Raw genomic sequence first — 23811 nt, 5'->3', positions numbered from 1 at the left:
AATTAAATATTCTTTTTCTTTAATAATTAGGATTCTGTGTAAGATTATTATTCAAGTCTATTTCCCTAAACGGAACCGGCCATAGATAGTGCCGATCAGCCTTGAATTCTTTAACATAACCGGAGAGTTCTACTGTCACTAATGCTCCGCTGGCATTTTCATACGTCATACCTTTTACTGTTCCGGGGATAACTTCTTCTCCTATACGCCACCTTCTGATGTCGTAGAGGCGGAGTCCTTCCATAGCTAGTTCAACTACCCTTTCCCGTCTGACTATTTTTCTCAACTCTGCCTGACTCAAAGTAGTTACAGCCGGCATATTCACATCCGAACGTTTTCTTATCTCATTTAAAGCATCCAATACAGATTGGTTCAGGTCTGCCCCTCCAAGTTCAATACAGGCTTCAGCATAAGTCAACAACACTTCGGCATAACGCAAATATATTAGGTTTACTCCACAATTCCCAGGATCTGCATAATCGGCATTGCTGACATATTTCTTGAAATACCAACCCGTAGGTGTAACATTTTCTGCTGAGATTGTTATATCATCTCCCGATCCGTTACCCGGCAAGGTATTTAATATATTTCCGTCAGGTAACACATCGCCGGTCACATAAATCGTATGACTTAAACGAGGATCTCTATCTTTATAAGGATCTTTGGGATTAAATCCGCTTGCCGGATCTTCAATAGGCAAACCTGTCGTTTTCATGGCATAAGCATCAACCAAGCGTTTGGTAGGAACAGCCTGACACCGCTGGGTATATAAGCTATTTGGAGTGTAAAAGTTAAAGATATCATGGCGACTTATATTCTTGGTATACTGTCTGGCAAACATTATTTCGGAGGATGATTCCCCTTCATAGTCAAACAGATCAGCATAGGAATCATATATCTTATGCACACCTAAGTCCATTACTGCTTTCGCAGCCGATTTAGCTTCCTGATACCTTCCGGCATATAACATAGCTCTGGCTTTCAGAGCAAGGGCTACCCCTTTAGTTACCCTGCCACGTTCTTCCTGTACTGCAGGTAAATCATTCGATGCCGCAGTTAACTCTTCAGAAATAAAATCCCAAACATCTTTTGCCGGAGTCCGGGTAATTTCTTTCGCTTCCTGAATACTCAAACTTGTTGTAGACAAAGGAACATCCCCGTATAGCATAACTAAATTAATATATGCAAAAGCACGCAAAGATTTTACCTCAGCTTTCAGGCGATTTTTAAGTCCATTGTCTATTTCTTCAACCAAGTCTACGTTCTCCAGGAAGTTATTCGCAGCCTGAACGATCCGGTAATAATGGCTCCATTCATCGGCAACCACGTTGCTACTGGCATCAAATGTATGTTTCTCTATCTGTGATTCAGATCTCCATTGCAAGATGATATGTGACAGATCCGAGTACGCATCCATCATTGAATATCGCCATTGTCCGCCAAGTATCGAATAAACTCCATTTGATGCATAAACGGCATCTTCTGTAGTTTTCCAAAACAAATCACTGGCTAATCTGTCTTTGGGTAACGGGTTTAATAAATCTTCGGTACATGATACAGCTATCATTGCCAAGAGACTAATACATATTATTTTATAAGCTTTCATATTCTTCAGATTTAAAAGTTTATATTAAGACCTATTGTAGTAACTGAAGTCTGAGGGAATCTTGACTCCTGCCCTCTTTCTATCATCTCCGGGTCTATATTATATTTATTTAATGCAGAGAATGTCAGTAAGTTTGTTGCCGACACATATACATTTACTGCATCAATACTTATCCGCTCACATAGCTTTTTCGGGATATCATAAGAAAGCCGGATGTTTTTCAAGCGTAAGTAGTTACCATTCAACATTGAAAAATCTGAAATCTGAGCATTCTTCATGGTATATTTCGTGGGACGCGGGTATTTAGCATTGGGATTTTCAGGCGTCCAGTAATCCGCCCATACCTTATGGGTAAAGCCACCCCATATACCGTGTTCCAAGATAGCTCCGGTCATCAGTTTATCTGATCCGGCTACCCCTTGCCAGAATAAATCCAGTCTCAAGCCCTTCCACGAAACAGACATATTAGAAGAAAATGTCCAATCCGGCATTTCGTTTCCAAATATGACAAAATCCTCGGGAGTTAGCTCCCCGTCCATGTTTTGGTCTACATACTTTATATCCCCGGGGCCTACAGAACCGTCCCACTTGGCATAATTATCTACCTCTTCCTGTGTCTGGAAGAAACCATCTGTTTCAAATCCATAGAAGGAATTGATCGGTTTTCCTTCAGTCGTTATCGTTCGATAATCGCTATTACCAAAGGCAGAAATATGAGGGCCTGTTCCGGCAAGGCTAATAACTTCATTCTTATTGTAGTTAGCATTGAAGTTCATTTCTACTCCAAAATCGCCAAAGGGCTGACGGAAGCCAACTAAAAACTCCCACCCTTTATTCTCTACAATCCCGGCATTCGTATTTGTCGGGTTAAGTCCCATAACGGTGGGGATAGGGGCTCTAAGTAAAATGTCTTCCGTTCTCTTTTTATAATAATCTAGTGAAAGGTTTATTTTACTATCCAATAAATAAGCATCCAAACCGAAGTTTAATTGTCGTGTGGTTTCCCAGGATATTTCTTCACTTGCCAGATCCACAATTCTATAACCTGTAGCTAATTGCTCATTAAAGATATAGTTATTCTGATTATAGGTCTTCATAAACGAATAGAGACCTACCTGTTGGCTACCCACTTCTCCCCACGAGCCTCTTAGCTTTAATTCATTAACTGTTGCTTTTAATGGTTCCCAGAATTCTTCTCCCGAAATACGCCATCCTGCAGAGAAAGAGGGGAAAAAGCCAAACTGATGATCTTTTGCAAATCGGGAAGATCCATCATATCTGGCATTAACTTCTAAAAGATACCTGCCGTCATAGTCATAGTTAGCACGAGCAAAATAAGAGCGCAAACCCCATTCCGAATACCCGCCTGTGGCATTCCGGGTTGCATCATTAGCCCCCATAGAGATGGTTTGTAATTCATTATTGTAGAAGTTCTGCCTGTAACCTTCCAGGTTATCTCCTTCATAATGTATTTCCGAATATCCCAATATACCGCTTAATACATGCTTTTTAAATTTCTTGTTAAATATCAGCTGCAAATCAATCTGATCTTCACGAGAGAAATCTCTCCTGTCCGTCATTCGGTTTATCGTATTAAACGTCCTTCTTTCAGGATAGAGTTTATCTGTAAAATCGTACTTATTGTTAAATGATTTACGATTCGTATAGTAAAGCTGAGCCGAATATTGTGCATTAAGTTTTACCCAGTCAAATATCTGAAGATCACCCCTGAAGACTCCCATAATGTATGCTCTCTTTGTTTTTGAGGTTCCTCTCTCTTTGGCATTGATAAGCGGGCTATAGCTATCAACAGACAGTCCGTATGATCCGTCCTTGTACACAGGAACACCCCACTGGCTGTTTTGCCACATCCGGTTATAAGACTCCCACTCGCTATAAGGACCTTTACGTTCGGTCAGGCGAACATTTATATTCGAGCTAAGGGTAAGTCTTTTATTTACTTTGAATTCATTTCTTGATCTTAACTCCGAAATATTGAATTCATAATTAGGGAGAACTCCTTCCTGATCCATGTATCTGACGGAGATACGGTTTGTGATTTTCTCATTACCACCGCTTAGCGTTAGCGTATGACTATGTTGCGGAGCTGTACTAAACAAGGCATCGGCCCAAGTATTAGGTTCCGGATAACTTTCCGGATCCTTCGCATGATTCGCAGGCCATTGCTGAATGTATTCATCTGTGTAGAATTTGTATCCGTACGTATTCATATAAGCCGTGTTTTGATGCTTCATGTAAGTAACAGCATCCATATGTTCCGGTAAGTTATTTGAACGGGCAAAGCCTACATAGCCATCATATGATATCGTAAGCTTTCCTTCTTTAGGAGCTTTGGTTGTTACCAGCACAACGCCGGCAGCAGCTCTCGAACCATAAATAGCAGCGGAAGCTGCGTCTTTTAAAACAGATACAGATTCAATATCTACCGGATTAACCTGAGATAAACTCCCGGGAACACCGTCTATTAATACCAGCGGATTATTGTCATTTAATGACGTAACCCCTCTGATTCGTAACGTTAGTTCCTCTTCTCCTGGAGCCCCTCCCCTGTCTATTACTGTCAGCCCGGGTAGTTTACCTTGCAATGCCTGCGTAGTATTTGTAGAATTACGTTCGGAGATATCTTTAGAATCGATACTGCTTATAGCATTGGTTACACTTATCTTTCGTTGTACACCATAGCCTACTACAACTATTTCATCTAAGGCCTGTGTGTCTTCCTTTAATATAATAAAGATATTGGTGCTGCTACCTACAGGAATTTCCTGCGTAATATAGCCTATATACGAGACCACTAAAACGGAATTAGGGGGAACATTTAAGGTAAAATTCCCATCTATGTCTGTAATAGTACCAGTCGTAGTTCCTCTTACTGTAACATTTGCGCCAATTATTGCCTCATCATTTGTGCCGGTTACCTTCCCTGATATAGCTTTTGTTTGTTGGCTTATTTCATCGCTCTTCAGGGATGCTTCAGCGAATACAGAAATTGTAGAAAATAGGATTAGGATGGATGTGAATTTCATAATGTGTGTTATTTTCATTAACAGTATCCAACCATCATCTGATTTTTTTTTCATACTTTTGAATGTTTTATAATTAAAATGATTCTTTCGTTTTTGTTTTCCAGACACACGAAAGAGTGGTTAACTAAAATGTAGAATAGATCGGAAAATGAAATATCATTTCCCGATTTGTTTTTACTAAAGGTTATTCCATAAGCATATATTTTTTAGGTTCAACATACCATTTCACGTATCAGATCTAAAATTCAATTAAGACCTATAAAAATCAATAGATTACAACAAAGTAAAAATCGCATGTATCCTTTTCTCAAAATGCATGCATGCGTTTTTGGAATTGCAGCCATGCGTTTTGCAGATCGCATGGCTGCGATTTTTTCTTCATCGTTATATACAATAAACGGTTTAAATCAAACGGAGTTTTTCTATTTATGCTCCTGCATATATCAGGAATCCTAATCCGATAATAAATAAGATAAACATACCCAAATTCAAATAAGAAGATATTTTAGGAGCGCCTTTAAATTCTTTCCAGATTAGTATTCCCCACAAGGCCGACACCAAGGTGGCGCCTTGTCCTAATCCATAGGAAATGGCTGCTCCTGCTTTTTCTGAGGCAATCATGCTGAATGATTGTCCCACACACCAGATTACACCGCCCAGGATACCTACCAAGTGTGTGATAGGCTTTCCTTTGAAATAACCCGAGATGGATACCGGTTCACCCTCCACCGGACGCTTCATAGCTATCGTATTAAACAGAAAATTACTGGCAAAAACACCAAGGGCAAAGATGAAAACGGCAGTATAAGGCGTCAGCTTACCGGCTGCCGGGTTTGCAAAATTGCTTAAGTCTATGGAAGCCGCCACAAAGCGGTAGAAGAATGCCATGATGATTCCCGCCGCAATGGCAATACCTATCCCTTTAGACGATACGTTTCGCTTGCCAACCTGTGCTTTTTTATACGCTACACTGTTTAAGATAATAGCTATCGTAATCAGCAATACACCTATAAATATAAACATAGGTTCTCCTTTGGCTGCCCCGAAATAATTGATCAACACCCCCAGTACCAATGCCAATCCTACGCCTACCGGAAATGCTACCGACAAACCGCCGATGGCGATGGCTGCCGACAAAAGAATATTAGAAGCATTAAAGATTATCCCTCCCAGGAAAGCGCTTCCTATGTTCATTATATCTGCCTGCGCCAGGTCGTCCATAAAGCTACGTCCTTCAGCGCCGAAGCTCCCCAGGGTAAATGCCGAAATAATAGAAAACAGCAATACGCCAATCACATAATCCCAGTAAAAAAACTCATAACGCCACGTTTTAGAGGCTAACTTCTGTGTGTTTCCCCATGAGCCCCAACAGAGCATGGTTATGAAACAGAAAACAATGGCTAAGGTGTAACTTTGAACAATAAACATAATAGTACTATTTTAAATTAATCACTAATCCTATTTCGTTCCGGTAAGGTGCAGACTCCTGCGCTCCGTTCCGGGTAACAGATATCGAAGCCGCTTTACAGGCAAAACGTACCGCATCTACAAGTGCATGCCCCTCCAGCAATGCCGCACACAAGGCACCGTTAAATACATCGCCTGCTGCTGTAGTGTCGACAGCTTCCACTTTAAAAGCGTCCACTACATTAAAGGCGCCGTCTCCGTATACCAAAGCTCCTTTGGAGCCTAAGGTTATCACGACATTCTCTACCCCTAGTTTACAGATCTCGATCGCTGCCTCTTTGGCTGTCGCCAAATCTACAATCTTGATGCCTGACAGCATTTCTGCCTCGGTTTCGTTTGGGGTTATCAGGTAGAGGTGTGATAATAACTCCTTGGATAAAGGACAGGCAGGTGCCGGATTAAGTATCACTTTCTTTGCTTTGGACGAAGCTACGTTGGCTACGTGTTCTACCGTCTCAAGAGGTATTTCCAATTGCATCAGTACGATATCGGAAGCGTTAATGGCCTCTTCTGCTTTCTTCAGGTCTGCCGATGTCAGGTTCGCATTAGCGCCCGAAGCTACGACGATACAATTTTCAGCTTTGGCATCAACCGTTATCAATGCCACTCCCGAGGGAGTTTTTATATCAGAGAACACATACGAAGTGTCGATGCCTTCTTCTTCCAATAGCTGGTTAGCCTGATGCCCGAAGATGTCGTTCCCCGTCTTACATATAAACGTAACAGAAACTCCCAGACGCGCAGCAGCAACAGCCTGGTTGGCTCCTTTTCCACCCGGATTCATAAAAAATGTTCCGCCCAACACCGTCTCACCCGGCCTGGGAAGGTGGGTAGCTTTTATCACCATGTCAGTATTGCTACTGCCTACAACTAGTAGTTTCTTAGGGACGATATTTTCCTCTTTTTCTTTCATAATAAGTATTGTTTTCTTAACGACCTTTTTGTTGATGTATCAAATGTATTTACAATATCCAATGGTTACAATCCATTATTCCGCCGGAAAAATAATCCCAAATGCTTTTTTTATTTACATTTGTCACGTAATACCTTAAATTAAAAGGATATAAAAATTCACTGAAATGAAAAAAATAGAGCAACTTTCACTATTAATTAATAGTATGTCGAAAGCGGAGAAAAGACACTTCAGGTTGCAATGCAACTTACAAAAAGGGAATAAAGAATATCTGTTCTTGTATGATAAGCTGGAAAACTGCGACTCTCCTGAAGAGGTTTGTAAATCCTTTATACGCAAATACGGAAAAAAACGCCTAGAGACTTCCAGCGCCTATCTGTTCGAGCAGTTACTAAACTGTCTGGTTTATTTAAACAGCAAGAACAACATACAAAATCACATCTTCCACTATATATCGCAGGCTACCCTGCTGTATGAAAGAAGATTCGTGAAAGAAGCATTACAAAAGCTCTCAAAAGCAAAACAACTGGCCCGAGATTTTGAACAAGACATCCTATTATTACTGATCCGGCGGATTGAGATTATGTACGTTACAGAAAATAATTTCCCGGACTTAACTGAAAAAGAGCTGGTAAGCAAACAAACCAAGCTAAACGAGTGCCTGAAATATACCCGGAGCACAAATATGCACATCTCGCTCTTTTCTACCTTGAACTATCGTTTATACTATCTGGGAAAAGCCCGGTCGAACAAACAAAAAGAAATGATGAACGATTTGGTGTTGAGTGAACTAAATTTGATGTCGAACAACTATTATCAGGGATTTGAGTCTACAAAGTTACACCTGATGTTTCAGGCATCCTATTACCTGAATACCGGCAGTTATAAATCGGCTATCCGGTATTATACGGAACTATTGGAGGTTTTTGATGAGTATGAACACCTCAAGCAGAACCCACCTATTTACTATTTGTCTACAATAGGCGGGATTATCAACAGTTTGTTTACTGTCGAGATCTATCGTGAGGCTCCCTTGTTCATTGAGAAACTAAAGGCATTAGACAAGAGTGATTTCCCGGTAGACTTTCAGTTAAAGGTAAAATGGCTCCTGTTCTACTCACAATCGGAGCTTTTTATCCGCACAGGACGCCTATATGAAGCCCGGCAGCTTTGTGAAGAATACTATGAGAAACTGTTGAAAAAGGTCAGGCTTCTCAACTTAGAAGATCAGCTAAGGCTTTACATATCCTTATCTATTATATATTTATGCAGTAACGATATGCCCAAAGCCAAGAGGTGTATGAAGCAAGTTATCATGGAAGGCAAGCTCTTTCAGGTATTCTCCATTTACAGAACGGCACGTATCTTAAACCTGCTAATCAATATAGAATCGGGCGAATATGAGCTGGAAAATGAAATCCGTTCCATCAAACGAGCCATACGAAACGAGAAACATGCGTATAAAACAGAGCAACTTATCCTTAAATTCGTGACGCTATGCCCCATTCCCAAATACGAGAAAATACGGAATATGTTATGGAGTAAAACCGAAAAAGTAATAGAAGAAATAAGAGAGGATAAATACGAACAGCAGATACTCAGTGTTTTTGATTTCCCGTCTTGGGTTGAAAGCCGCCTCACATTGGTGCCCTTTCAGGAGATTATGAAAAATAAATACGGAACAGAGCCGGTACAAAGCACACCTTAGCCGGCTATATTGGGTCGCATCCCGTTTATTTTCGCTCGTGAGCTATTTATTTTTGCTCACGAGCTAATTCTATCGGGACGTTAGCCCTTCTTTATCTTCAGGAAAGGTATAACCAGGAAGGCAGGAATACAACAGATCATCACCCAGATGAAAAACTGCTGATAGCCGATCATTTCCTGAATCCATCCCGACGTCATGCCCGGTAGCATCATACCTAAAGCCATAAAGCCGGTACACAATGCATAGTGGGACGTTTTGTATTCTCCATCGGAAAAGAGCATCAGGTACATCGTATAGGCGGTAAAGCCAAAACCATAGCCGAATTGTTCAATGCCTACGCAGGCGTTTATCACAACAATACTGTCCGGCAAGGCATAGGCCATATACAAATAAACAAGGTTAGGCAGCGATATAGCCAAAGCCATCGGCCAAAGCCAGGTTTTTAAGCCATTCTTTGAAATGGCAATCCCCCCAAGGATACCGCCCAGCAGAAGAGAAATAACCCCTACCGTGCCATAGGCAAAACCTACCTGAGCCGTTTCCAGTTGCAAGCCTCCGGCTTCGTGTTTATCTAGCAGGAAAGGAGAAGCCAACTTCACCAATTGGGATTCTCCCAAGCGATACGTCAGCATAAACAACAAAGCCGGAATGACTCCTTTCTTCCGGAAAAAGCTGACAAACGTCTTCCCAAATTCATTTAGTATGGTACGGGCTGTTACATCCTTGCGCTGAGCATCCGCCTTAGGGTAAGGCAATATAAATTTGTGCCACAAAGAAAGTCCGACAAATGCACCTGCCAATATAAAGAAGATAATACTCCAGGCAAAGGGGATGTGTCCGGTACTCTTCTCCAGCAAACCGGCCAGCATCACAAGCAAGCCCTGTCCGGTCAGCATGGCTATCCGGTAAAACGTATTACGGATGCCAATAAAAAAGGCCTGTTGATCTTCCGAAAGCCCCAGCATATAAAAGCCATCGGCCGCAATGTCATGCGTAGCCGAGCTAAAAGCCATCAGCCAGAAAAAAGCAAGCGTTGCCTGAAAATAAAAATCTGCCGGAATAGTGAAAGCAATTCCGGCCATCCCTCCGCCTATCAATAGTTGCATGGAATATACCCACCAACGCTTCGTTTTGATCAGGTCTATAAAGGGACTCCACAATGGCTTGATTACCCAGGGCAGGTAGAGCCAACTGGTGTAGAATGCTATGTCTGTATTGGAAATTCCCAGGTTCTTGTACATAATGACAGACACTGTCATTACGGCAACATAAGGCAGTCCTTCCGCAAAATACAGGGAAGGAATCCAGGCCCAAGGCTTAGAGCGTTTCATAAGTCAATAGCAAATGTGTCTGCGTCTTTCCATGCCGGGAACTTCGTCCTCAGGTCTTTTACTTCTTCTTTGAACAAGACACAGGTTCTCGTGACTTCTTCCCGTTTGCCACAATCTGCCAGCTTCTTTCCTTTGGGAGTATAAACCATAGAATCACCGCGATACGGGAATCCTTTACCATCTATACCTACGCGGTTTACACCACATACGTATGCCATGTTTTCAATCGCACGCGCCTGCAGTAACGAACGCCAAACCTTTTTACGTACTTCCGGCCAGTTGGCTACATAGAGCAATAGGTCGTATTCGTTATTCACATTCCGGCTCCATACCGGAAAGCGCAAGTCATAACATATTTGCAAACAGATATTCCAGCCCAGGTAAGGAACTATCAATCGTTTTGTGCCCGGGGAGTAATGTTCGTCTTCTCCTGACATACGGAATAAGTGGCGTTTGTCATAATAATATTCCTCTCCATCCGGCGTAATAAAGAAGCCCCGGTTATAGTACTTGTTGCCTTCTTTAACAATAAAGCTACCGGCAACTGCCATTTTATACTTCTTCGCCCATTCTTTGATGGTGGGTACTGTTTTACCGTCCATGGTATCGGCCAGTTTTTCCACATTCATGGAAAAACCCGTAGAGAAGGTTTCAGGCAATACAGCCAGATCGGTTTTTCCTTTTACACGACGGAGTAACTCGCCATAATATCCAAGATTCTCATCCCTGTCTTCCCATATAATATGAGACTGGATCATACTGATACGTAAATTATCTGCCATGATGGTATGTTTTAAGGTATTATATTTTATGTGTCCGCAAAATTAGAAGGAAAACGAGCCGTTACACCTTTATAAAAGGAGCGGATCGTTGCGATGTCGGCATCTACATCTCCCGTAGGATGAAAAAGTGGTCCGAAACCTACTTCTTTCTTTTTATAGTCGATGTAAGCCAATAGAATCGGCACCTCCGCTTTTACTGCTATATAATAAAAGCCTTTTTTCCAGTCGGAAGCTTTTTTTCTCGTTCCTTCCGGAGTAATGGCCAAGTGAAACGTTTTCCGTTTGGCAAACTCTTCTGCCATCTGGTCGGTTACCGACGTATTCTTTCTCCTGTCTACCGGTATGCCTCCCATAGAGCCAAAAAGAAAATTAAACGGGAAAAAGAACCATTCTTTTTTAATCAGAAAACAGGCCTTGCGTTCTACTGCACCGTAGAAAAGCTTCCCTATTACAAAGTCCCAGTTGCTAGTGTGAGGAGCTACGCAAATAACACATTTGGAAACGTCTTCTCCTAAAGAGCCTATTTTCCAGCCGGCTATGTTCAAAAGCCATTTACACAATGCTTTCTTCATGCCGACTTTTCCTTGCGCATGGCTTCTATTTCCTCTATAATAGAATCTGTATCCTTTTCAAAGTCTGAAAATAACTTCTGGTAATATTTCTTCACCAGTACCTTATTATCTTTTGCGTCCAGGTGATGCGCACGGCGGATAAAGGTTTCATACATTTCTGATATCCTTTTCAATAATTGTTCCACCTTTTCCTGGTCAACATCAGGCAGCAGTATTTTACAAACCAATACTTCGGTGTATAAATCACCGGTGATATAGCCTATATTCTTTTTTAATATTCTTCTCTTAGCCATATTTTATTTTTTAAATATCATACAAAACTACACATTTTTATAGATTATATCGATATCAGGAAAAGCATTTTCATTTTGTTTGTCATTTCACCATTAAAAATTGTCGGGGATGCCTTATATTTGTAATCTCGAAATGTAAATTAATTGTATGAAAGAGATCAATGTCGCTCCCGAGTATATTTTTGAAAGTAGCTGGGAGGTTTGTAACAAAGTGGGAGGTATTTACACCGTTTTATCTACAAAAGCCCGGACCTTGCAAGAAATATACCCGGACAAAGTTATTTTTATTGGCCCGGATATATGGAGGGATGTAAAGGCTCCTGACTTTATTGAAGATAAAAAGATATTTGCCGCCTGGAGAAAGCATGCCCAAAAAGCAGACGGGCTTGAGATTAAAACCGGCCGCTGGGATATACCGGGAACTCCTCCTGTGATATTAGTAGACTTTAAGCCCTTTCTTGAAAAAAGGAATGAGCTATATTATATAATGTGGGAACACTTCGGCGTAAACTCCATGAGCGCTTACGGCGACTACGACGATTCCTGCCTGTTTGCCTATGCTACCGGAAAGGTAATCGAGAGCTTCTACAAATTCCATAAGCTGGAAGACAAAAAGGTGATAGCCCTTTTCAACGAGTGGATGCTGGGAATGGGAGCCTTATACGTGAAAAAGGAATTGCCTGCCGTTGCCACCATCTTTACTACGCATGCTACATCCATTGGCCGCTCTATTGCCGGAAATGACAAACCGCTCTACTCGTACATGGATAGCTACAACGGAGACGTGATGGCAAGGGAACTAAACATGGAAGCCAAGCATTCGCTGGAGAAACAAGCCGCAAAACATGTAGATTGCTTTACAACAGTAAGTGACATTACAGCTATAGAATGTAAACAACTGCTGGACAAAGCTCCGGACATTGTTACCCCCAACGGCTTTGAGCGCGACTTTGTACCGGAAGGTGACAAATATACCAGCAAACGGGAAGAAGCCCGGCAAACCTTGATAAACGTTGCCGAAAAGTTACTAGGCACGACTATACACCCCAATGCCCTGCTGATTTCTACCAGCGGACGATATGAATACAGAAACAAGGGAATCGACGTGTTTATCGAGGCAATGGACAAACTACGTACCTCCGAAGAATTGACACGGGATGTCATTGCTTTCATCATGGTTCCGGCTTGGGTACAGGACGTTCGCGCAGACCTGAAGGCTGCAATCGAACTGGACGTACACACGAAAACGCCCATGCAGATGCCCTTCTGCACTCACTGGCTCAACCAGATGGAACGCGACAAGGTGTTAAATTACATACAGCAAAAAGGCTTTACGAATAATCCCGATGACAAAATGAAGATTATCTTCGTGCCCTGTTATTTAAACGGCAACGACGGTATCTTCAACAAGCCTTACTACGACCTGTTGATTGGTATGGATGCAACCATATACCCTTCCTATTACGAACCGTGGGGCTATACGCCGCTGGAGAGTGTAGCCTTTGGCGTACCGACCATAACGACAGATCTTGCCGGTTTCGGGCTATGGGCCAGAAAAGAAAAGGTAGGCGAAAAGATCAGTCAGGGAGTACGGGTTATCAACCGGACAGATTACAATTACTTTGAAGTAGCCGAGGCTATCGAACAATCCATCCTGGAATTATGCCGAGAGAAGAAAGCCGGGCTAAAGACCATTCGTGAGCGCTGCAACAAGCTGGCACTCCGGGCAGAATGGAGCAAATTTATCACTCATTATCAACAGGCTTTCGATATCGCGCTAAAAAATGCGAAGAACAGAATGTAGGGAAAAGAATGTTAAAGTTTTCCCCACATTAAGTAGATAATCCTATCTTTGTTCCAACTTTTTGATTAACAAATAGAGTAAACATAAAAATCTTCATAATGAAAATTAAAGCGAATTATGCCAACAGCCCTGTATGGAAAGAAGTATACTCCCACTCATCACTTCCAAAAGAATTGGAACCCCTGGGAGAAATAGCTGCTAACATATGGTGGGTTTGGAATCATGAAGGAGCCAAATTGTTTGGTAAACTAGATGAAAACCTTTGGAAGAAAACAGAAGGTAATCCGGTACTTCTTCTTCAAAGCCTTTCAGTTAAACGAATGGAAGAAATACTGAAAGACAAAGAGCTGATGGCCGAAATAAAAGACGTATATAGCCAGTTCAGAAATTACATAGATACAAAACCAGATAAATCCCATCCTTCCGTAGCCTACTTTAGTATGGAATACGGAATGACAAATGTGCTTAAAATATACTCAGGAGGCTTGGGCGTACTTGCCGGAGACTATCTGAAAGAAGCCAGCGACAGCAATATAGACCTTACGGCTGTAGGTTTCTTGTACCGCTATGGCTATTTTACACAAACCTTGTCTATGGACGGACAGCAGATTGCCAATTACGAAGCTCAGAACTTTGGCGCTCTTCCGTTGACTCAGGTTATGGACTCTAAAGGAGATCCTATGCTGCTGGAAGTTCCCTATCCGGGAAGGAACGTTTATGCGCACATCTGGAAAGTAGGCGTCGGACGCATTTCTTTGTACCTGATGGATACTGATATACCAGAAAACAGCGAATGGGACCGTTCAATCACTCATCAGCTATACGGCGGCGATTGGGAAAACCGCATGAAACAGGAATATCTGCTGGGTATCGGCGGAATTCTGATGCTAAAGAAACTGGGTATAAAGAAACAGATTTATCATTGCAACGAAGGGCATGCTGCATTGATTAACGTGCAACGACTCGTTGATTACATACAGGAAGACGGTCTGTCCTTTAACGAGGCCTTGGAAGTAGTAAGGTCTTCTGCTTTATATACGGTACACACCCCGGTTCCTGCCGGGCACGATTATTTTGAAGAAAGCCTGTTTGGAAAATACATGGGCGAGTTTCCTGCTAAATTAGGAATCAGCTGGCAAGACTTCATTGACATGGGACGCGAGAACCCGGGCTCCAACGAAAAGTTCTCCATGAGTGTATTCGCATTGAACACCTGTCAGGAAGCAAATGGCGTTAGCTGGCTGCATGGGAAAGTGTCTCAGAAAATGTTTGCCCCTGTCTGGAAAGGATACTTCCCCGATGAATTGCACGTTAGCTGGGTTACAAACGGAGTACACATGCCTACCTGGGCTGCCACGGAATGGAAGCGCTTCTTCAGCAAACACTTTGATCCTAAATTCATTTCAGACCAATCAAACAAAAACTACTGGGAAGCTATTCAACGCGCCCCGGACGAAGAAGTATGGAACATCCGCAAAGCTCTTAAACATAAGCTGGTAGATTATATCAAGATTCGTTTCAGAGATAATTGGTTGAAAAACCAGGGAGATCCTTCACAGGTAGTATCTATCCTAGATAAGATCAATCCCAACGCCTTACTGATCGGTTTCGGCAGACGCTTTGCTACTTATAAAAGGGCACATCTGCTGTTTACAGACCTTGAGAGACTGTCTAAGATCGTAAACAACGAAAAGTACCCGATACAGTTCATTTATACAGGGAAAGCACACCCAGCAGATGGTGGCGGACAAGGCTTGATCAAGCACATTGTAGAGATTTCCCGTCGTCCCGAGTTCTTAGGCAAAATCATATTCCTCGAAAATTATGACATGCGTCTGGCACGTCGCCTTATATCCGGTGTAGATGTATGGTTAAACACCCCTACCCGCCCGCTGGAAGCATCCGGTACATCCGGAGAAAAAGCAGAAATGAACGGTGTACTGAACTTTTCTGTGTTAGACGGCTGGTGGTATGAAGGCTACAAGGAAGGAGCCGGATGGGCCTTGACTGACAAACGTACCTACGAGAATCAGGAATATCAGGACCAGTTAGACGCTGCAACGATCTACCATATCTTAGAGAATGAGATTATTCCTCTTTATTATGCAAAGAATAGCAAGGGCTTCTCTCCTGAGTGGATTCAGTATATCAAGAACTCCATGTCGCAGATTGCTCCCGACTATACCATGAAGCGTATGCTGGACGATTATATCAGTCGATTCTACAATAAACTGGCAACCCGTTCGGCACACCTGAAGGATAACAATTATTCTAAAGCAAGGGAGATTGCTGCCTGGAAAGAAGAAGTGGCCGAACATTGGGACAGCTTCCAGGTAGACTCAATCGCTGTAGACGATGATTTCTCTGTCAACCTGCCGCTTGTAGGAAAAGAATATACCTGCAATGTTGTTATTGACAAAAAAGAACTCCGGGGAATGATAGGTGTCGACATGGTAGCAACCAAAGATAATCCGGAAACAAATGCCCAGGAATTATTTGCTGTCCATCCCTTTACTCTTAAAAAGGAAGAAGGCAACAAGCTGTATTTCGAACTGAAATGTTCTGCACCGGAAGCCGGCTTCCACAAAATAGGACTCCGTGTCTATCCGGTTAATCCGGAACTGCCGCACCGGATGGACTTCGCATACGTTCGCTGGATTTAATGCTCCGGCAAATCGCTTCCATCAAAGCTGAGAGGAAGCAAAGCAGAAGCGCTATCAGCCACATAAACCGTGTCTTTGCCATAGAGCAACACGTTTACTGGGTGCTGATAGCGCTTCTCTACTTCCAGCAGCACCTGCCGACAGCCTCCGCAAGGTGTAATCATATCCACTTGCCTTCCTTCCGTAACGGCAGCTATAGCAATAGCTTTTACGGCAAGATCCGGATATTGTGCTCCGGCACTAAATAAGGCAACCCGCTCTGCACAAAGTCCCGACGGATAAGCCGCATTCTCTTGATTATTACCCGCTACAATCTTCCCATCCGACAATAAAACAGCCGCTCCCACCTGAAAGCGTGAATACGGAGCATACGCACGCCCCGTAGCCTCAAGCGCCGCCTGTAATAACATCTTATACTCTTCCGGCACCTCTGCAACAGCAAATGCCCTAATCTTCGTTTCAATAACCAATTCCTTCATAACATTGTCTTTTCAGGCTATAAATATAACAAGGCTTTTCCACTAAACAAAAAACAGGATTACCCTCGAAGGATAATCCTGCTTTATTATATCTGTTTAAAGGCTTATGCTTGAGCCTCTACTTCTTCGATAGAAACAAATGATCTGTTTTCTTTTCCTCTACGGAAAGTTACTACTCCGTCTACCAATGCAAATAACGTATGGTCTTTACCGATGCCTACGTTTTTACCTGGGTGATGAGTGGTACCTCTCTGGCGTACAAGAATGTTTCCAGCTTTGGCTACCTCGCCTCCATAAAGCTTTACTCCTAATCGTTTGCTATGTGATTCACGGCCGTTCTTTGAACTACCTACACCTTTTTTATGTGCCATTTCTTTACTACTTCTTTAAACGTTAAGCAACAATTTCTTTAACTCTCACTTCGGTAAACTGCTGACGGTGACCGTTTAACTTACGATAGCCTTTTCTTCTCTTTTTGTGGAAGATCAAAACTTTGTCACCTTTAACCAGCGGAGATACTACTTCGCATACTACTTTCGCACCTTCAATAGTAGGTAAACCTACAGTTACCGCTCCATTGTTGTCAACCAACAATACTTTTTCAAATTCAACAGTGGCTCCACCTTCTACGTTCTGAATGTGGTGAACGAATAACTTTTTGCCTTGTTCAGCTTTGAATTGCTGTCCGTTAATCTCTACAATTACGTACATCTGTTTTCTTTATTAACAGGTTATTTCCGGGGGTGGATGTTCCTTTTTTCACATCAACTTGTTTACCCTTAAGGAATCAGAGTGCAAAAATACAGCTTCTGTTCGTAATATACAAGCTTTCAAGTCTCTTTTTTGTTTTGACACCTTTGGTTGCCGATAATTATCGGCAAGCCTGTTGATAGTTATGGGCAGAATTGTCGATAATTATCGGCAGAATTGCTGACATATGTCGGCAAACAATTAAATGGGGTTGTTTTTCCCTTAATATCTGCATCTTTTTTAGGGGTAATCGGGATGAAACTGCGAAAGAATAAGGGAGATTTAAGTTACCTTTGCCGAATAAAAATAACATAATACCTGTTGCGATGAATTATTACGAACTGGAATTTACATACACCTCTCCTACTCAAGCTGATATAATTAATGACATATTGGCTGCTGAACTGGGGGAGATTGGCTTTGAGAGCTTTACGGAAACAGAGAATGGCCTGCTGGCATATATTCAGGAAAAGTTGTATGATAAAGCTACATTGGAAGAGAAGCTGTCGGCCTTTCCGCTTGAAAATGTGTCGTTCCACTTCTCCGAAAAACGGATTGAAAGCAAAGACTGGAACGAGGAATGGGAGAAAAACTACTTCAAACCTATTGCCATCGACGAGAAATGCATCATACATGCCTCCTTCCATCAGGTGTCCGGAACGTATGCATACGACATTGTGATAGATCCGAAGATGGCTTTCGGAACCGGTAATCATGAAACAACCTACCTGATGCTGCAAGAGATGCTGGCGCTAGACCTAGAGGGTAAAGAGCTGCTCGACATGGGCTGTGGAACCGCTGTACTGGCCATCCTTGCCGCCATGAAAGGAGCCAAACGGGTAGTTGCCATTGACATAGACGAATGGGCCTACAACAATGCCCTGGAAAACATCCGGCTGAACAATACAAACGACATACAAGTGTTACTGGGCGGAGCCGAACAAATACAGCCTTGCGGCAGTTTTGACATTGTATTTGCCAACATCAACCGGAATATCCTATTGAACGACATACCGCACTACGCCGCCTGTATGAAGCCCGGAGCCCTCCTCTATATGAGCGGATTTTACACCGAAGACATCCCCGCTCTTGAAGCTGCCTGCACCCAAAACGGGCTCTCTTTAGTATCTCACACAGAGCGAAATAACTGGGCTTCAATAAAAGTGAAGAAATAACAACATTATTTAACGCTAAAAGTTAACACAGAAGTAAACTATCACCGGGTAAAAAGCGTTATATTTAGACAAACATTTAAACCATATAGTTATGAAAAGTGTAGATTCTAAATTATTATTAGGCCTGGTTGTAGGTGCCGCCGTAGGCGCTGCTGTTGGATATTTGGCCGCAACGGACAAAAAGGAACAGATATTAGACGAGTTAAACAAGGTGGCAGGCAAAGTAAAAGAAGGCTTTGACACGGCTGTTTCCAAATACAAAACCGGAAAAGCAGAGCTGGCAAACCAGGTAGACGATCTGACCGCCGAATAAACCCGGCAATGGAAAAAGATACCAATCAAGTATTCCGCGAACTGAAAAATGATACGATCAAGTATGCGGAATTAAAATTTGAACTGTTCAAGTTAAGCACGTATGAGGGCACCGGCAAAGTTTCGGCAGTCCTCTCATACGGCTTGATATTGACACTTCTGGCCTTTTTTGCCCTGCTATTTATTTTCCTTTCCGCCGGTTTCTTTTTAGGCGAGCTGTTTAACTCGCTGGGGATGGGATTCGGATGCATCGCAATTGTATACATGATCCTGATATGGATCATTATAGCCAACAGGCACAAGATACGCCGAAAAGTGATGAACGAAGTAATAGCCGCTTTAACGGCCAATGAGGATAAAAACAATGACGACACAAAAGAAACAGACCCCTCTGGAGAAGCTGTCAGCTGACAAAAAAGAGCTGAAAAGGCAATGCCTCGAACAGGAACAAAAGCTGAATGAAACATTTGCATACATGCAGGAACATTCGGGAAGGCTGCTTTTGTCGGGCGTTTCTACCCTATTATTCCCCCATACCAAAACAAGTTTGGATACAGACAATCAATCCGCAAATAATCCGGCCTTAACTGAGGCTCCCGGTCTGAGCCTATCAGATTATCTTTCAATCGGTAAAAGTATGATGCCAACCCTATGGAGCCTGGCCCGCCCGGTACTTGTAACCTGGGGTATCGGCAAGATTCAGACGATGCTAATCCATGGTCTTTTGAAGAAAAAAGGGAAAAATAATGGCAAGAAGTAATTTTTAACATTTAAATTGTGTTAGAAAACATATTTTTCCTGTCCAAATACAAGGAGTTTAGAAAAAACATACTTAAATTTGCATGCGTAAATATGAAGCAAGATGAAATATAGATCAACGATTTTAATTACTCTTTTTCTCCTGTTGATGTTTTTAGTTTCTTGTGCCACCCCTTGTGGATGTTGATATGTGGAGTTGATAAATAAGTATTTAACTAATGTTTTTAATAAACCCAATAAAAGTTTTATTACAATGATTAAAGTAGGTATTAATGGTTTCGGCCGTATCGGACGCTTGGTTTTCCGTGCTGCTCAGAAGAGAAATGACATTCAGGTAGTTGGTATCAATGACCTGATCAGTGTTGAATACATGGCTTACATGTTGAAATATGACACAATCCATGGTCAGTTCGACGGCACAATTGATATTAAGGATGGCAACTTGGTAGTAAACGGTAATTCTATCCGTGTAACTGCTGAAAAGAATCCTGCTGATTTGAAATGGAATGCTGTAGGTGCAGAATACGTTGTAGAATCAACTGGTTTGTTCCTTTCAAAAGACAAAGCTCAAGGCCATATCGACGCCGGCGCTAAATATGTTGTAATGTCTGCTCCATCTAAAGACGATACCCCTATGTTCGTTTGCGGTGTGAACCTGGACGCTTATGTTAAAGGTACTCAGTTCGTTTCTAACGCTTCTTGTACTACTAACTGTTTGGCTCCTATCGCTAAAGTATTGAACGACAAGTTCGGTATCACTGACGGTTTGATGACAACTGTTCACGCTACAACTGCTACTCAGAAGACAGTTGACGGTCCTTCAGTAAAAGACTGGAGAGGTGGTCGTGCTGCTGCAGGTAACATCATTCCTTCTTCTACAGGTGCTGCTAAAGCTGTAGGTAAAGTAATCCCTGCATTGAACGGTAAATTGACAGGTATGTCTTTCCGCGTTCCTACTTTGGACGTTTCTGTAGTTGACTTGACAGTAAACCTGGCTAAGTCTGCTTCTTACGACGAAATCAAAGCAGCTATGAAATCAGCTTCTGAAAACGAATTGAAAGGTATCCTTGGATACACTGAAGATGACGTAGTTTCTTCAGACTTCATCGGCGACGCTCGCACATCTATCTTCGATGCTAAAGCAGGTATCGCTTTGACTGACAAATTCGTAAAAGTTGTTTCTTGGTATGACAACGAATGGGGTTATTCAAGCAAGGTTCTTGACTTGATCGCTCACATGTCAAAAGTAAACGGATAATTTCCGATAAACAATAATAAAAAAGGCTTTCCGGTTCGGGAAGCCTTTTTTTGTGCTATCTGCCACAAATTTAAACTTTCTTCCTCCTACTATTGTTTATATAAAACGTTAAGGGCTATAATACTAACAATATATATCAATGAAAGTAGGACTATTTATACCATGCTACATCGACGCAATTTATCCCGAAGTAGGTATTGCAACATTAGAATTATTAGAGAAGTTGGGCGTTGATGTGGGGTTTCCACTCACACAAACCTGTTGTGGGCAACCGATGTCAAACGAAGGCGATAACAAGAGTGCGCGAGAGGCAGAAATGTTATTTGTAGACAACTTCAAGAATTTCGATTACATCGTATGCCCCGCCGGTAGTTGCACCAAGCAGGTACGTGTTCATTATGACAAACTGGAACAGAACGAAGACGTAAAACACGTAAGAGAAAACACCTACGAACTGGTAGAATTCCTGCACGACATATTAAAAGTAAAATCTTTCCCGGAAACCCAATTCCCATATAAAATAGCGATCCATAACAGTTGTAGCTCTATTCGGGGACTTGGCATCGCTAAACCGTCTGAAATAATGGGGAAACCATTCAATAAAACAGCGAATCTGTTGAATATGGTAGCAGGCATCCAAATTGTAGAATTAGATCGCCCGGACGAATGCTGCGGATTTGGCGGAACATTTTGTGTAACAGACGAAGCCGTAAGCGCCAAGATGGGAAAAGATAAAGTATCAGACTATATTGCCAATGGAGCCGAATATGTTGTATCCCCCGATATGTCGTGCCTGATGCACCAGCAGGGCATTGCGCTTAAGAATGGCATTATCCGTTTACCATTTATACATGTAGCACAAGTATTAAATGGCGGACCCTATAAAACCCAGGAAGCATGAGTAAAAAAGTAGATATTGTTAAAAACTCGTCAGACTTCATTAACAAAGATGATGTTCATGAGAAAATGCATGATAAAAACCTTTGGAATGCCAGGGTTAAGCGAGATAAAATAGCCGCAGAAATTCCTGAATGGGAAGAGCTTAGAAACATAGCTTCGCAAATTAAAGAACATTCCCTCTCTCACCTGGATTATTACCTGGATATGTTTGAAAAGAATGCTACCAAGCGGGGAGCCATTGTTCATTGGGCAAGGGATGCCGCCGAGCATAATCAAATCGTTTATAGTATCCTCCAGGACAAGCGGATAACGGAAGTAATTAAAAGTAAGTCGATGTTGCAGGAAGAATGCGGCATGGTTCCTTTCCTGGAAGACAGGGGTATCATCGTAACCGAGTCTGACCTGGGAGAACGTATCCAGCAACTCGATCATCAGGCTCCGGCACATATCGTCATGCCTGCCATCGAAAAAACAACAGAAGATATTGCTGCACTTTTTGCCCGGACAATCGGCACAGACCCGAACGATACAGACCCTCATTCGTTGACGGAAGCAATGCGCAACAATGCGCGCGAACGCTTTCTACGAGCCGGTGCAGGAATGACAGGAGCAAATTTTGCCATAGCAGAAACAGGTTCGTTTGTGGTTTGCACCAACGAAGGGAATGCTGATATCGGGGCATCGCTCCCTCCGCTTCATATAGCCAGTATTGGCATTGAAAAAATATTGCCAAAGGTAGAAGACTTGGGCATTTTTATCCGTTTATTGTCACGAAGCGCTCTGGGAACAGTTGCCACGCAATATACATCTCACTTTAGCGGTCCGCGAAAAGGAGGTGAATTGCATATCATACTGACAGATAACGGGAGAAGCAAACGTCTCGGAATGAAAGACTTCTGGCATTCATTAAAGTGTATTCGTTGCGGAGCTTGTATGAACACATGCCCGGTATATCGCCGTAGCGGAGGTTTAGCCTATCAGGCGACCTACTCAGGGCCTATCGGTATTATCCTGGACCCTACTTTCGATGCACGCCGATACAGTGAGCTGCCCTTTCATTCCACCTTATGTGGTTCTTGTTCAGAGGTATGTCCTGTAAAAATTGATATAGCAGATCAGATTTACAAATGGCGGGAAATAATGGCAGAAAAGAAATACCTGCCGATTGAACGCAGGCTTGCTTTTTCAGCAGCAGGCAAAGTCTTTGCTCATCCTCCATTATTCAGGACTGCTGAAATAATGGCAGAAAAAGTACTCCCCGTCATACCCGACTTTGTGATGTACAATAAAATGATCAATCCGTGGGGCAGAAGCAGAACAATGCCTGTATTCGCAAAAGAAACATTCAGAGAATGGTATTTGAAAAACAGAAAAAAAGAAGAGACAAATGAGTAGTACAAAGGAATATATACTGGCATCTATAAAGAAGAATACGCCTACCGGGAAACACCCCTACCCCGCCATTCCAGCCTTTCCAAAGAGTAACAAGCCTATACTGGAAGAATTCAAGGAAAACCTGGAAGCTGCGGCTGGCCTTTGGTATGAAATAGATAACCCTTCGGAAGCTGAAACAAGAATAAAGCAACTACATCCCGAAGCCAAGGTTATCTGCTCTGCAACCTCTGAAATAGAAGGAAACAAAGACATTAATAAGATAACAGATCCGCACGATACAGCTGATGTAGACGTAGGTATCATCCGCGCCTCTTTCGGTGTATCAGAAACCGGGATGGTCTGGATTAGGGAACAAGACCTGGTGGTAAATGCATTGGGTTTTCTGTCACAGCATCTTATCATCCTATTGAAGCCGGAAGAACTGGTTCGCGACATGTATGAAGCCTATACACGTGTTGAACTGGAAAAAGACAACTATGGCTGTTTCATGCTTGGCCCCTCTGCCACAGCAGATATCGGAGCTGTAATGGTGCGGGGCGCCCAGGGAGCACGTAGCCTGACTGTCTTTTTTATGTAGAATTTACTATCTTTGCTTCC

The 23811-nt window shown here is 42.4% G+C and carries 22 protein-coding genes; 11 read left to right on the top strand and 11 right to left on the bottom strand.

The annotated features are described in order from the left end of the window. Positions 1-19 precede the first annotated feature (19 nt). The 4 genes from M2470_RS03875 to rbsK all read right to left on the bottom strand — a co-directional run bounded on the left by M2470_RS03875 (position 20) and on the right by rbsK (position 7033). Positions 20-1606 (bottom strand): RagB/SusD family nutrient uptake outer membrane protein, encoded by a 1587-nt coding sequence (locus M2470_RS03875; protein WP_280743868.1) that lies wholly within the window; start codon positions 1604-1606, stop codon positions 20-22. An 11-nt stretch (positions 1607-1617) separates the two neighbouring features. Then, entirely contained in the window at positions 1618-4707 is a 3090-nt protein-coding gene (locus tag M2470_RS03870; RefSeq protein ID WP_280743869.1) for a TonB-dependent receptor, read from the bottom strand. A gap of 372 nt (positions 4708-5079) precedes the next feature. Next, a complete protein-coding gene (locus M2470_RS03865; protein WP_280743870.1) occupies positions 5080-6081 on the bottom strand; it encodes a GRP family sugar transporter in 1002 nt (333 codons plus the stop codon). A gap of 7 nt (positions 6082-6088) precedes the next feature. Continuing rightward, positions 6089-7033 carry a ribokinase gene (gene rbsK, locus M2470_RS03860; RefSeq protein ID WP_280743871.1) on the bottom strand — a complete coding sequence of 315 codons (945 nt, stop codon included), beginning with the start codon at positions 7031-7033 and terminating at the stop codon, positions 6089-6091. 166 nt (positions 7034-7199) lie between these two features. On the opposite strand from rbsK, the gene M2470_RS03855 reads away from it, so the two are divergent. After that, positions 7200-8741 carry a hypothetical protein gene (locus M2470_RS03855; RefSeq protein ID WP_280743872.1) on the top strand — a complete coding sequence of 514 codons (1542 nt, stop codon included), beginning with the start codon at positions 7200-7202 and terminating at the stop codon, positions 8739-8741. 80 nt (positions 8742-8821) lie between these two features. On the opposite strand, the gene M2470_RS03850 is transcribed toward M2470_RS03855, so the two are convergent. The 4 genes from M2470_RS03850 to M2470_RS03835 are packed head-to-tail and all read right to left on the bottom strand — an operon-like array spanning position 8822 to position 11719. Continuing rightward, complete coding sequence (locus M2470_RS03850) at positions 8822-10072, bottom strand: MFS transporter (RefSeq protein WP_280743873.1); 1251 nt, start codon at positions 10070-10072, stop codon at positions 8822-8824. Next, positions 10069-10854, bottom strand: a complete 786-nt coding sequence (locus tag M2470_RS03845; protein WP_280743874.1) for an amidohydrolase — start codon at positions 10852-10854, stop codon at positions 10069-10071. The genes M2470_RS03850 and M2470_RS03845 overlap by 4 nt, the downstream gene beginning before the upstream one ends. 26 nt (positions 10855-10880) lie before the next feature. Further along, complete coding sequence (locus M2470_RS03840) at positions 10881-11426, bottom strand: 1-acyl-sn-glycerol-3-phosphate acyltransferase (RefSeq protein ID WP_280743875.1); 546 nt, start codon at positions 11424-11426, stop codon at positions 10881-10883. Beyond that, complete coding sequence (locus M2470_RS03835) at positions 11423-11719, bottom strand: hypothetical protein (protein ID WP_280743876.1); 297 nt, start codon at positions 11717-11719, stop codon at positions 11423-11425. The genes M2470_RS03840 and M2470_RS03835 overlap by 4 nt, the downstream gene beginning before the upstream one ends. A gap of 148 nt (positions 11720-11867) precedes the next feature. Between M2470_RS03835 and M2470_RS03830 the strand changes: the two genes are divergently transcribed. Next, on the top strand, positions 11868-13523 hold the full coding sequence (locus M2470_RS03830) for a glycosyltransferase (RefSeq protein ID WP_280743877.1): 1656 nt from the start codon (positions 11868-11870) through the stop codon (positions 13521-13523). A 98-nt stretch (positions 13524-13621) separates the two neighbouring features. Next, positions 13622-16186 carry an alpha-glucan family phosphorylase gene (glgP, locus tag M2470_RS03825; protein WP_280743878.1) on the top strand — a complete coding sequence of 855 codons (2565 nt, stop codon included), beginning with the start codon at positions 13622-13624 and terminating at the stop codon, positions 16184-16186. Here the strand turns inward: glgP and cdd are convergent. From cdd to rplU, 3 genes are all read right to left on the bottom strand, one after another. Continuing rightward, entirely contained in the window at positions 16183-16665 is a 483-nt protein-coding gene (gene cdd / locus M2470_RS03820) for a cytidine deaminase (RefSeq protein WP_280743879.1), read from the bottom strand. The genes glgP and cdd overlap by 4 nt on opposite strands. Before the next feature lie 104 nt (positions 16666-16769). Beyond that, positions 16770-17036 carry a 50S ribosomal protein L27 gene (gene rpmA / locus M2470_RS03815; protein WP_280743880.1) on the bottom strand — a complete coding sequence of 89 codons (267 nt, stop codon included), beginning with the start codon at positions 17034-17036 and terminating at the stop codon, positions 16770-16772. Positions 17037-17058: 22 nt separating this feature from the next. Next, positions 17059-17376 carry a 50S ribosomal protein L21 gene (rplU, locus tag M2470_RS03810; protein WP_280743881.1) on the bottom strand — a complete coding sequence of 106 codons (318 nt, stop codon included), beginning with the start codon at positions 17374-17376 and terminating at the stop codon, positions 17059-17061. 365 nt (positions 17377-17741) lie between these two features. On the opposite strand from rplU, the gene prmA reads away from it, so the two are divergent. The 8 genes from prmA (at position 17742) to M2470_RS03770 (ending at position 23791) form a co-directional block, all read left to right on the top strand. After that, positions 17742-18590, top strand: coding sequence for a 50S ribosomal protein L11 methyltransferase (gene prmA / locus M2470_RS03805; protein ID WP_280743882.1), 849 nt, complete (start codon positions 17742-17744; stop codon positions 18588-18590). Positions 18591-18681: 91 nt separating this feature from the next. Further along, a complete protein-coding gene (locus tag M2470_RS03800) occupies positions 18682-18903 on the top strand; it encodes a hypothetical protein (RefSeq protein WP_280743883.1) in 222 nt (73 codons plus the stop codon). A gap of 8 nt (positions 18904-18911) precedes the next feature. After that, a complete protein-coding gene (locus M2470_RS03795; protein ID WP_280743884.1) occupies positions 18912-19313 on the top strand; it encodes a hypothetical protein in 402 nt (133 codons plus the stop codon). After that, positions 19252-19662, top strand: a complete 411-nt coding sequence (locus tag M2470_RS03790) for a hypothetical protein (RefSeq protein WP_280743885.1) — start codon at positions 19252-19254, stop codon at positions 19660-19662. Before M2470_RS03795 ends, M2470_RS03790 begins: the two co-directional genes overlap by 62 nt. Before the next feature lie 252 nt (positions 19663-19914). Continuing rightward, a complete protein-coding gene (gene gap / locus M2470_RS03785) occupies positions 19915-20919 on the top strand; it encodes a type I glyceraldehyde-3-phosphate dehydrogenase (protein ID WP_280743886.1) in 1005 nt (334 codons plus the stop codon). A gap of 139 nt (positions 20920-21058) precedes the next feature. After that, a complete protein-coding gene (locus M2470_RS03780; RefSeq protein WP_280743887.1) occupies positions 21059-21820 on the top strand; it encodes a (Fe-S)-binding protein in 762 nt (253 codons plus the stop codon). Next, complete coding sequence (locus M2470_RS03775; RefSeq protein WP_280743888.1) at positions 21817-23214, top strand: lactate utilization protein B; 1398 nt, start codon at positions 21817-21819, stop codon at positions 23212-23214. Before M2470_RS03780 ends, M2470_RS03775 begins: the two co-directional genes overlap by 4 nt. Next, positions 23207-23791 (top strand): LUD domain-containing protein, encoded by a 585-nt coding sequence (locus M2470_RS03770; RefSeq protein ID WP_280743889.1) that lies wholly within the window; start codon positions 23207-23209, stop codon positions 23789-23791. The genes M2470_RS03775 and M2470_RS03770 overlap by 8 nt, the downstream gene beginning before the upstream one ends. Positions 23792-23811 lie beyond the last annotated feature (20 nt).

The sequence above is a fragment of the Parabacteroides sp. PH5-46 genome (assembly GCF_029892785.1).
Lineage (GTDB): Bacteria > Bacteroidota > Bacteroidia > Bacteroidales > Tannerellaceae > DFXE01.
The sequence above is the reverse complement of the archived record's forward strand: the minus strand, read 5'-3'. Positions and strand labels throughout refer to the sequence as shown.

Bases quoted from the DNA above. Each gene is read 5' to 3' on its own strand.
- M2470_RS03875 (WP_280743868.1), bottom strand. From the start codon at position 1,606: ATGAAAGCTTATAAAATAATATGTATTAGTCTCTTGGCAATGATAGCT.
- rpmA (WP_280743880.1), bottom strand. From the start codon at position 17,036: ATGGCACATAAAAAAGGTGTAGGTAGTTCAAAGAACGGCCGTGAATCA.
- M2470_RS03870 (WP_280743869.1), bottom strand. From the start codon at position 4,707: ATGAAAAAAAAATCAGATGATGGTTGGATACTGTTAATGAAAATAACA.
- M2470_RS03865 (WP_280743870.1), bottom strand. From the start codon at position 6,081: ATGTTTATTGTTCAAAGTTACACCTTAGCCATTGTTTTCTGTTTCATA.
- glgP (WP_280743878.1), top strand. From the start codon at position 13,622: ATGAAAATTAAAGCGAATTATGCCAACAGCCCTGTATGGAAAGAAGTA.
- M2470_RS03780 (WP_280743887.1), top strand. From the start codon at position 21,059: ATGAAAGTAGGACTATTTATACCATGCTACATCGACGCAATTTATCCC.
- M2470_RS03775 (WP_280743888.1), top strand. From the start codon at position 21,817: ATGAGTAAAAAAGTAGATATTGTTAAAAACTCGTCAGACTTCATTAAC.
- M2470_RS03845 (WP_280743874.1), bottom strand. From the start codon at position 10,854: ATGGCAGATAATTTACGTATCAGTATGATCCAGTCTCATATTATATGG.
- M2470_RS03855 (WP_280743872.1), top strand. From the start codon at position 7,200: ATGAAAAAAATAGAGCAACTTTCACTATTAATTAATAGTATGTCGAAA.
- rbsK (WP_280743871.1), bottom strand. From the start codon at position 7,033: ATGAAAGAAAAAGAGGAAAATATCGTCCCTAAGAAACTACTAGTTGTA.
- M2470_RS03850 (WP_280743873.1), bottom strand. From the start codon at position 10,072: ATGAAACGCTCTAAGCCTTGGGCCTGGATTCCTTCCCTGTATTTTGCG.
- M2470_RS03800 (WP_280743883.1), top strand. From the start codon at position 18,682: ATGAAAAGTGTAGATTCTAAATTATTATTAGGCCTGGTTGTAGGTGCC.
- rplU (WP_280743881.1), bottom strand. From the start codon at position 17,376: ATGTACGTAATTGTAGAGATTAACGGACAGCAATTCAAAGCTGAACAA.
- prmA (WP_280743882.1), top strand. From the start codon at position 17,742: ATGAATTATTACGAACTGGAATTTACATACACCTCTCCTACTCAAGCT.
- M2470_RS03830 (WP_280743877.1), top strand. From the start codon at position 11,868: ATGAAAGAGATCAATGTCGCTCCCGAGTATATTTTTGAAAGTAGCTGG.
- M2470_RS03840 (WP_280743875.1), bottom strand. From the start codon at position 11,426: ATGAAGAAAGCATTGTGTAAATGGCTTTTGAACATAGCCGGCTGGAAA.
- M2470_RS03795 (WP_280743884.1), top strand. From the start codon at position 18,912: ATGGAAAAAGATACCAATCAAGTATTCCGCGAACTGAAAAATGATACG.
- M2470_RS03770 (WP_280743889.1), top strand. From the start codon at position 23,207: ATGAGTAGTACAAAGGAATATATACTGGCATCTATAAAGAAGAATACG.
- M2470_RS03835 (WP_280743876.1), bottom strand. From the start codon at position 11,719: ATGGCTAAGAGAAGAATATTAAAAAAGAATATAGGCTATATCACCGGT.
- cdd (WP_280743879.1), bottom strand. From the start codon at position 16,665: ATGAAGGAATTGGTTATTGAAACGAAGATTAGGGCATTTGCTGTTGCA.
- gap (WP_280743886.1), top strand. From the start codon at position 19,915: ATGATTAAAGTAGGTATTAATGGTTTCGGCCGTATCGGACGCTTGGTT.
- M2470_RS03790 (WP_280743885.1), top strand. From the start codon at position 19,252: ATGAGGATAAAAACAATGACGACACAAAAGAAACAGACCCCTCTGGAG.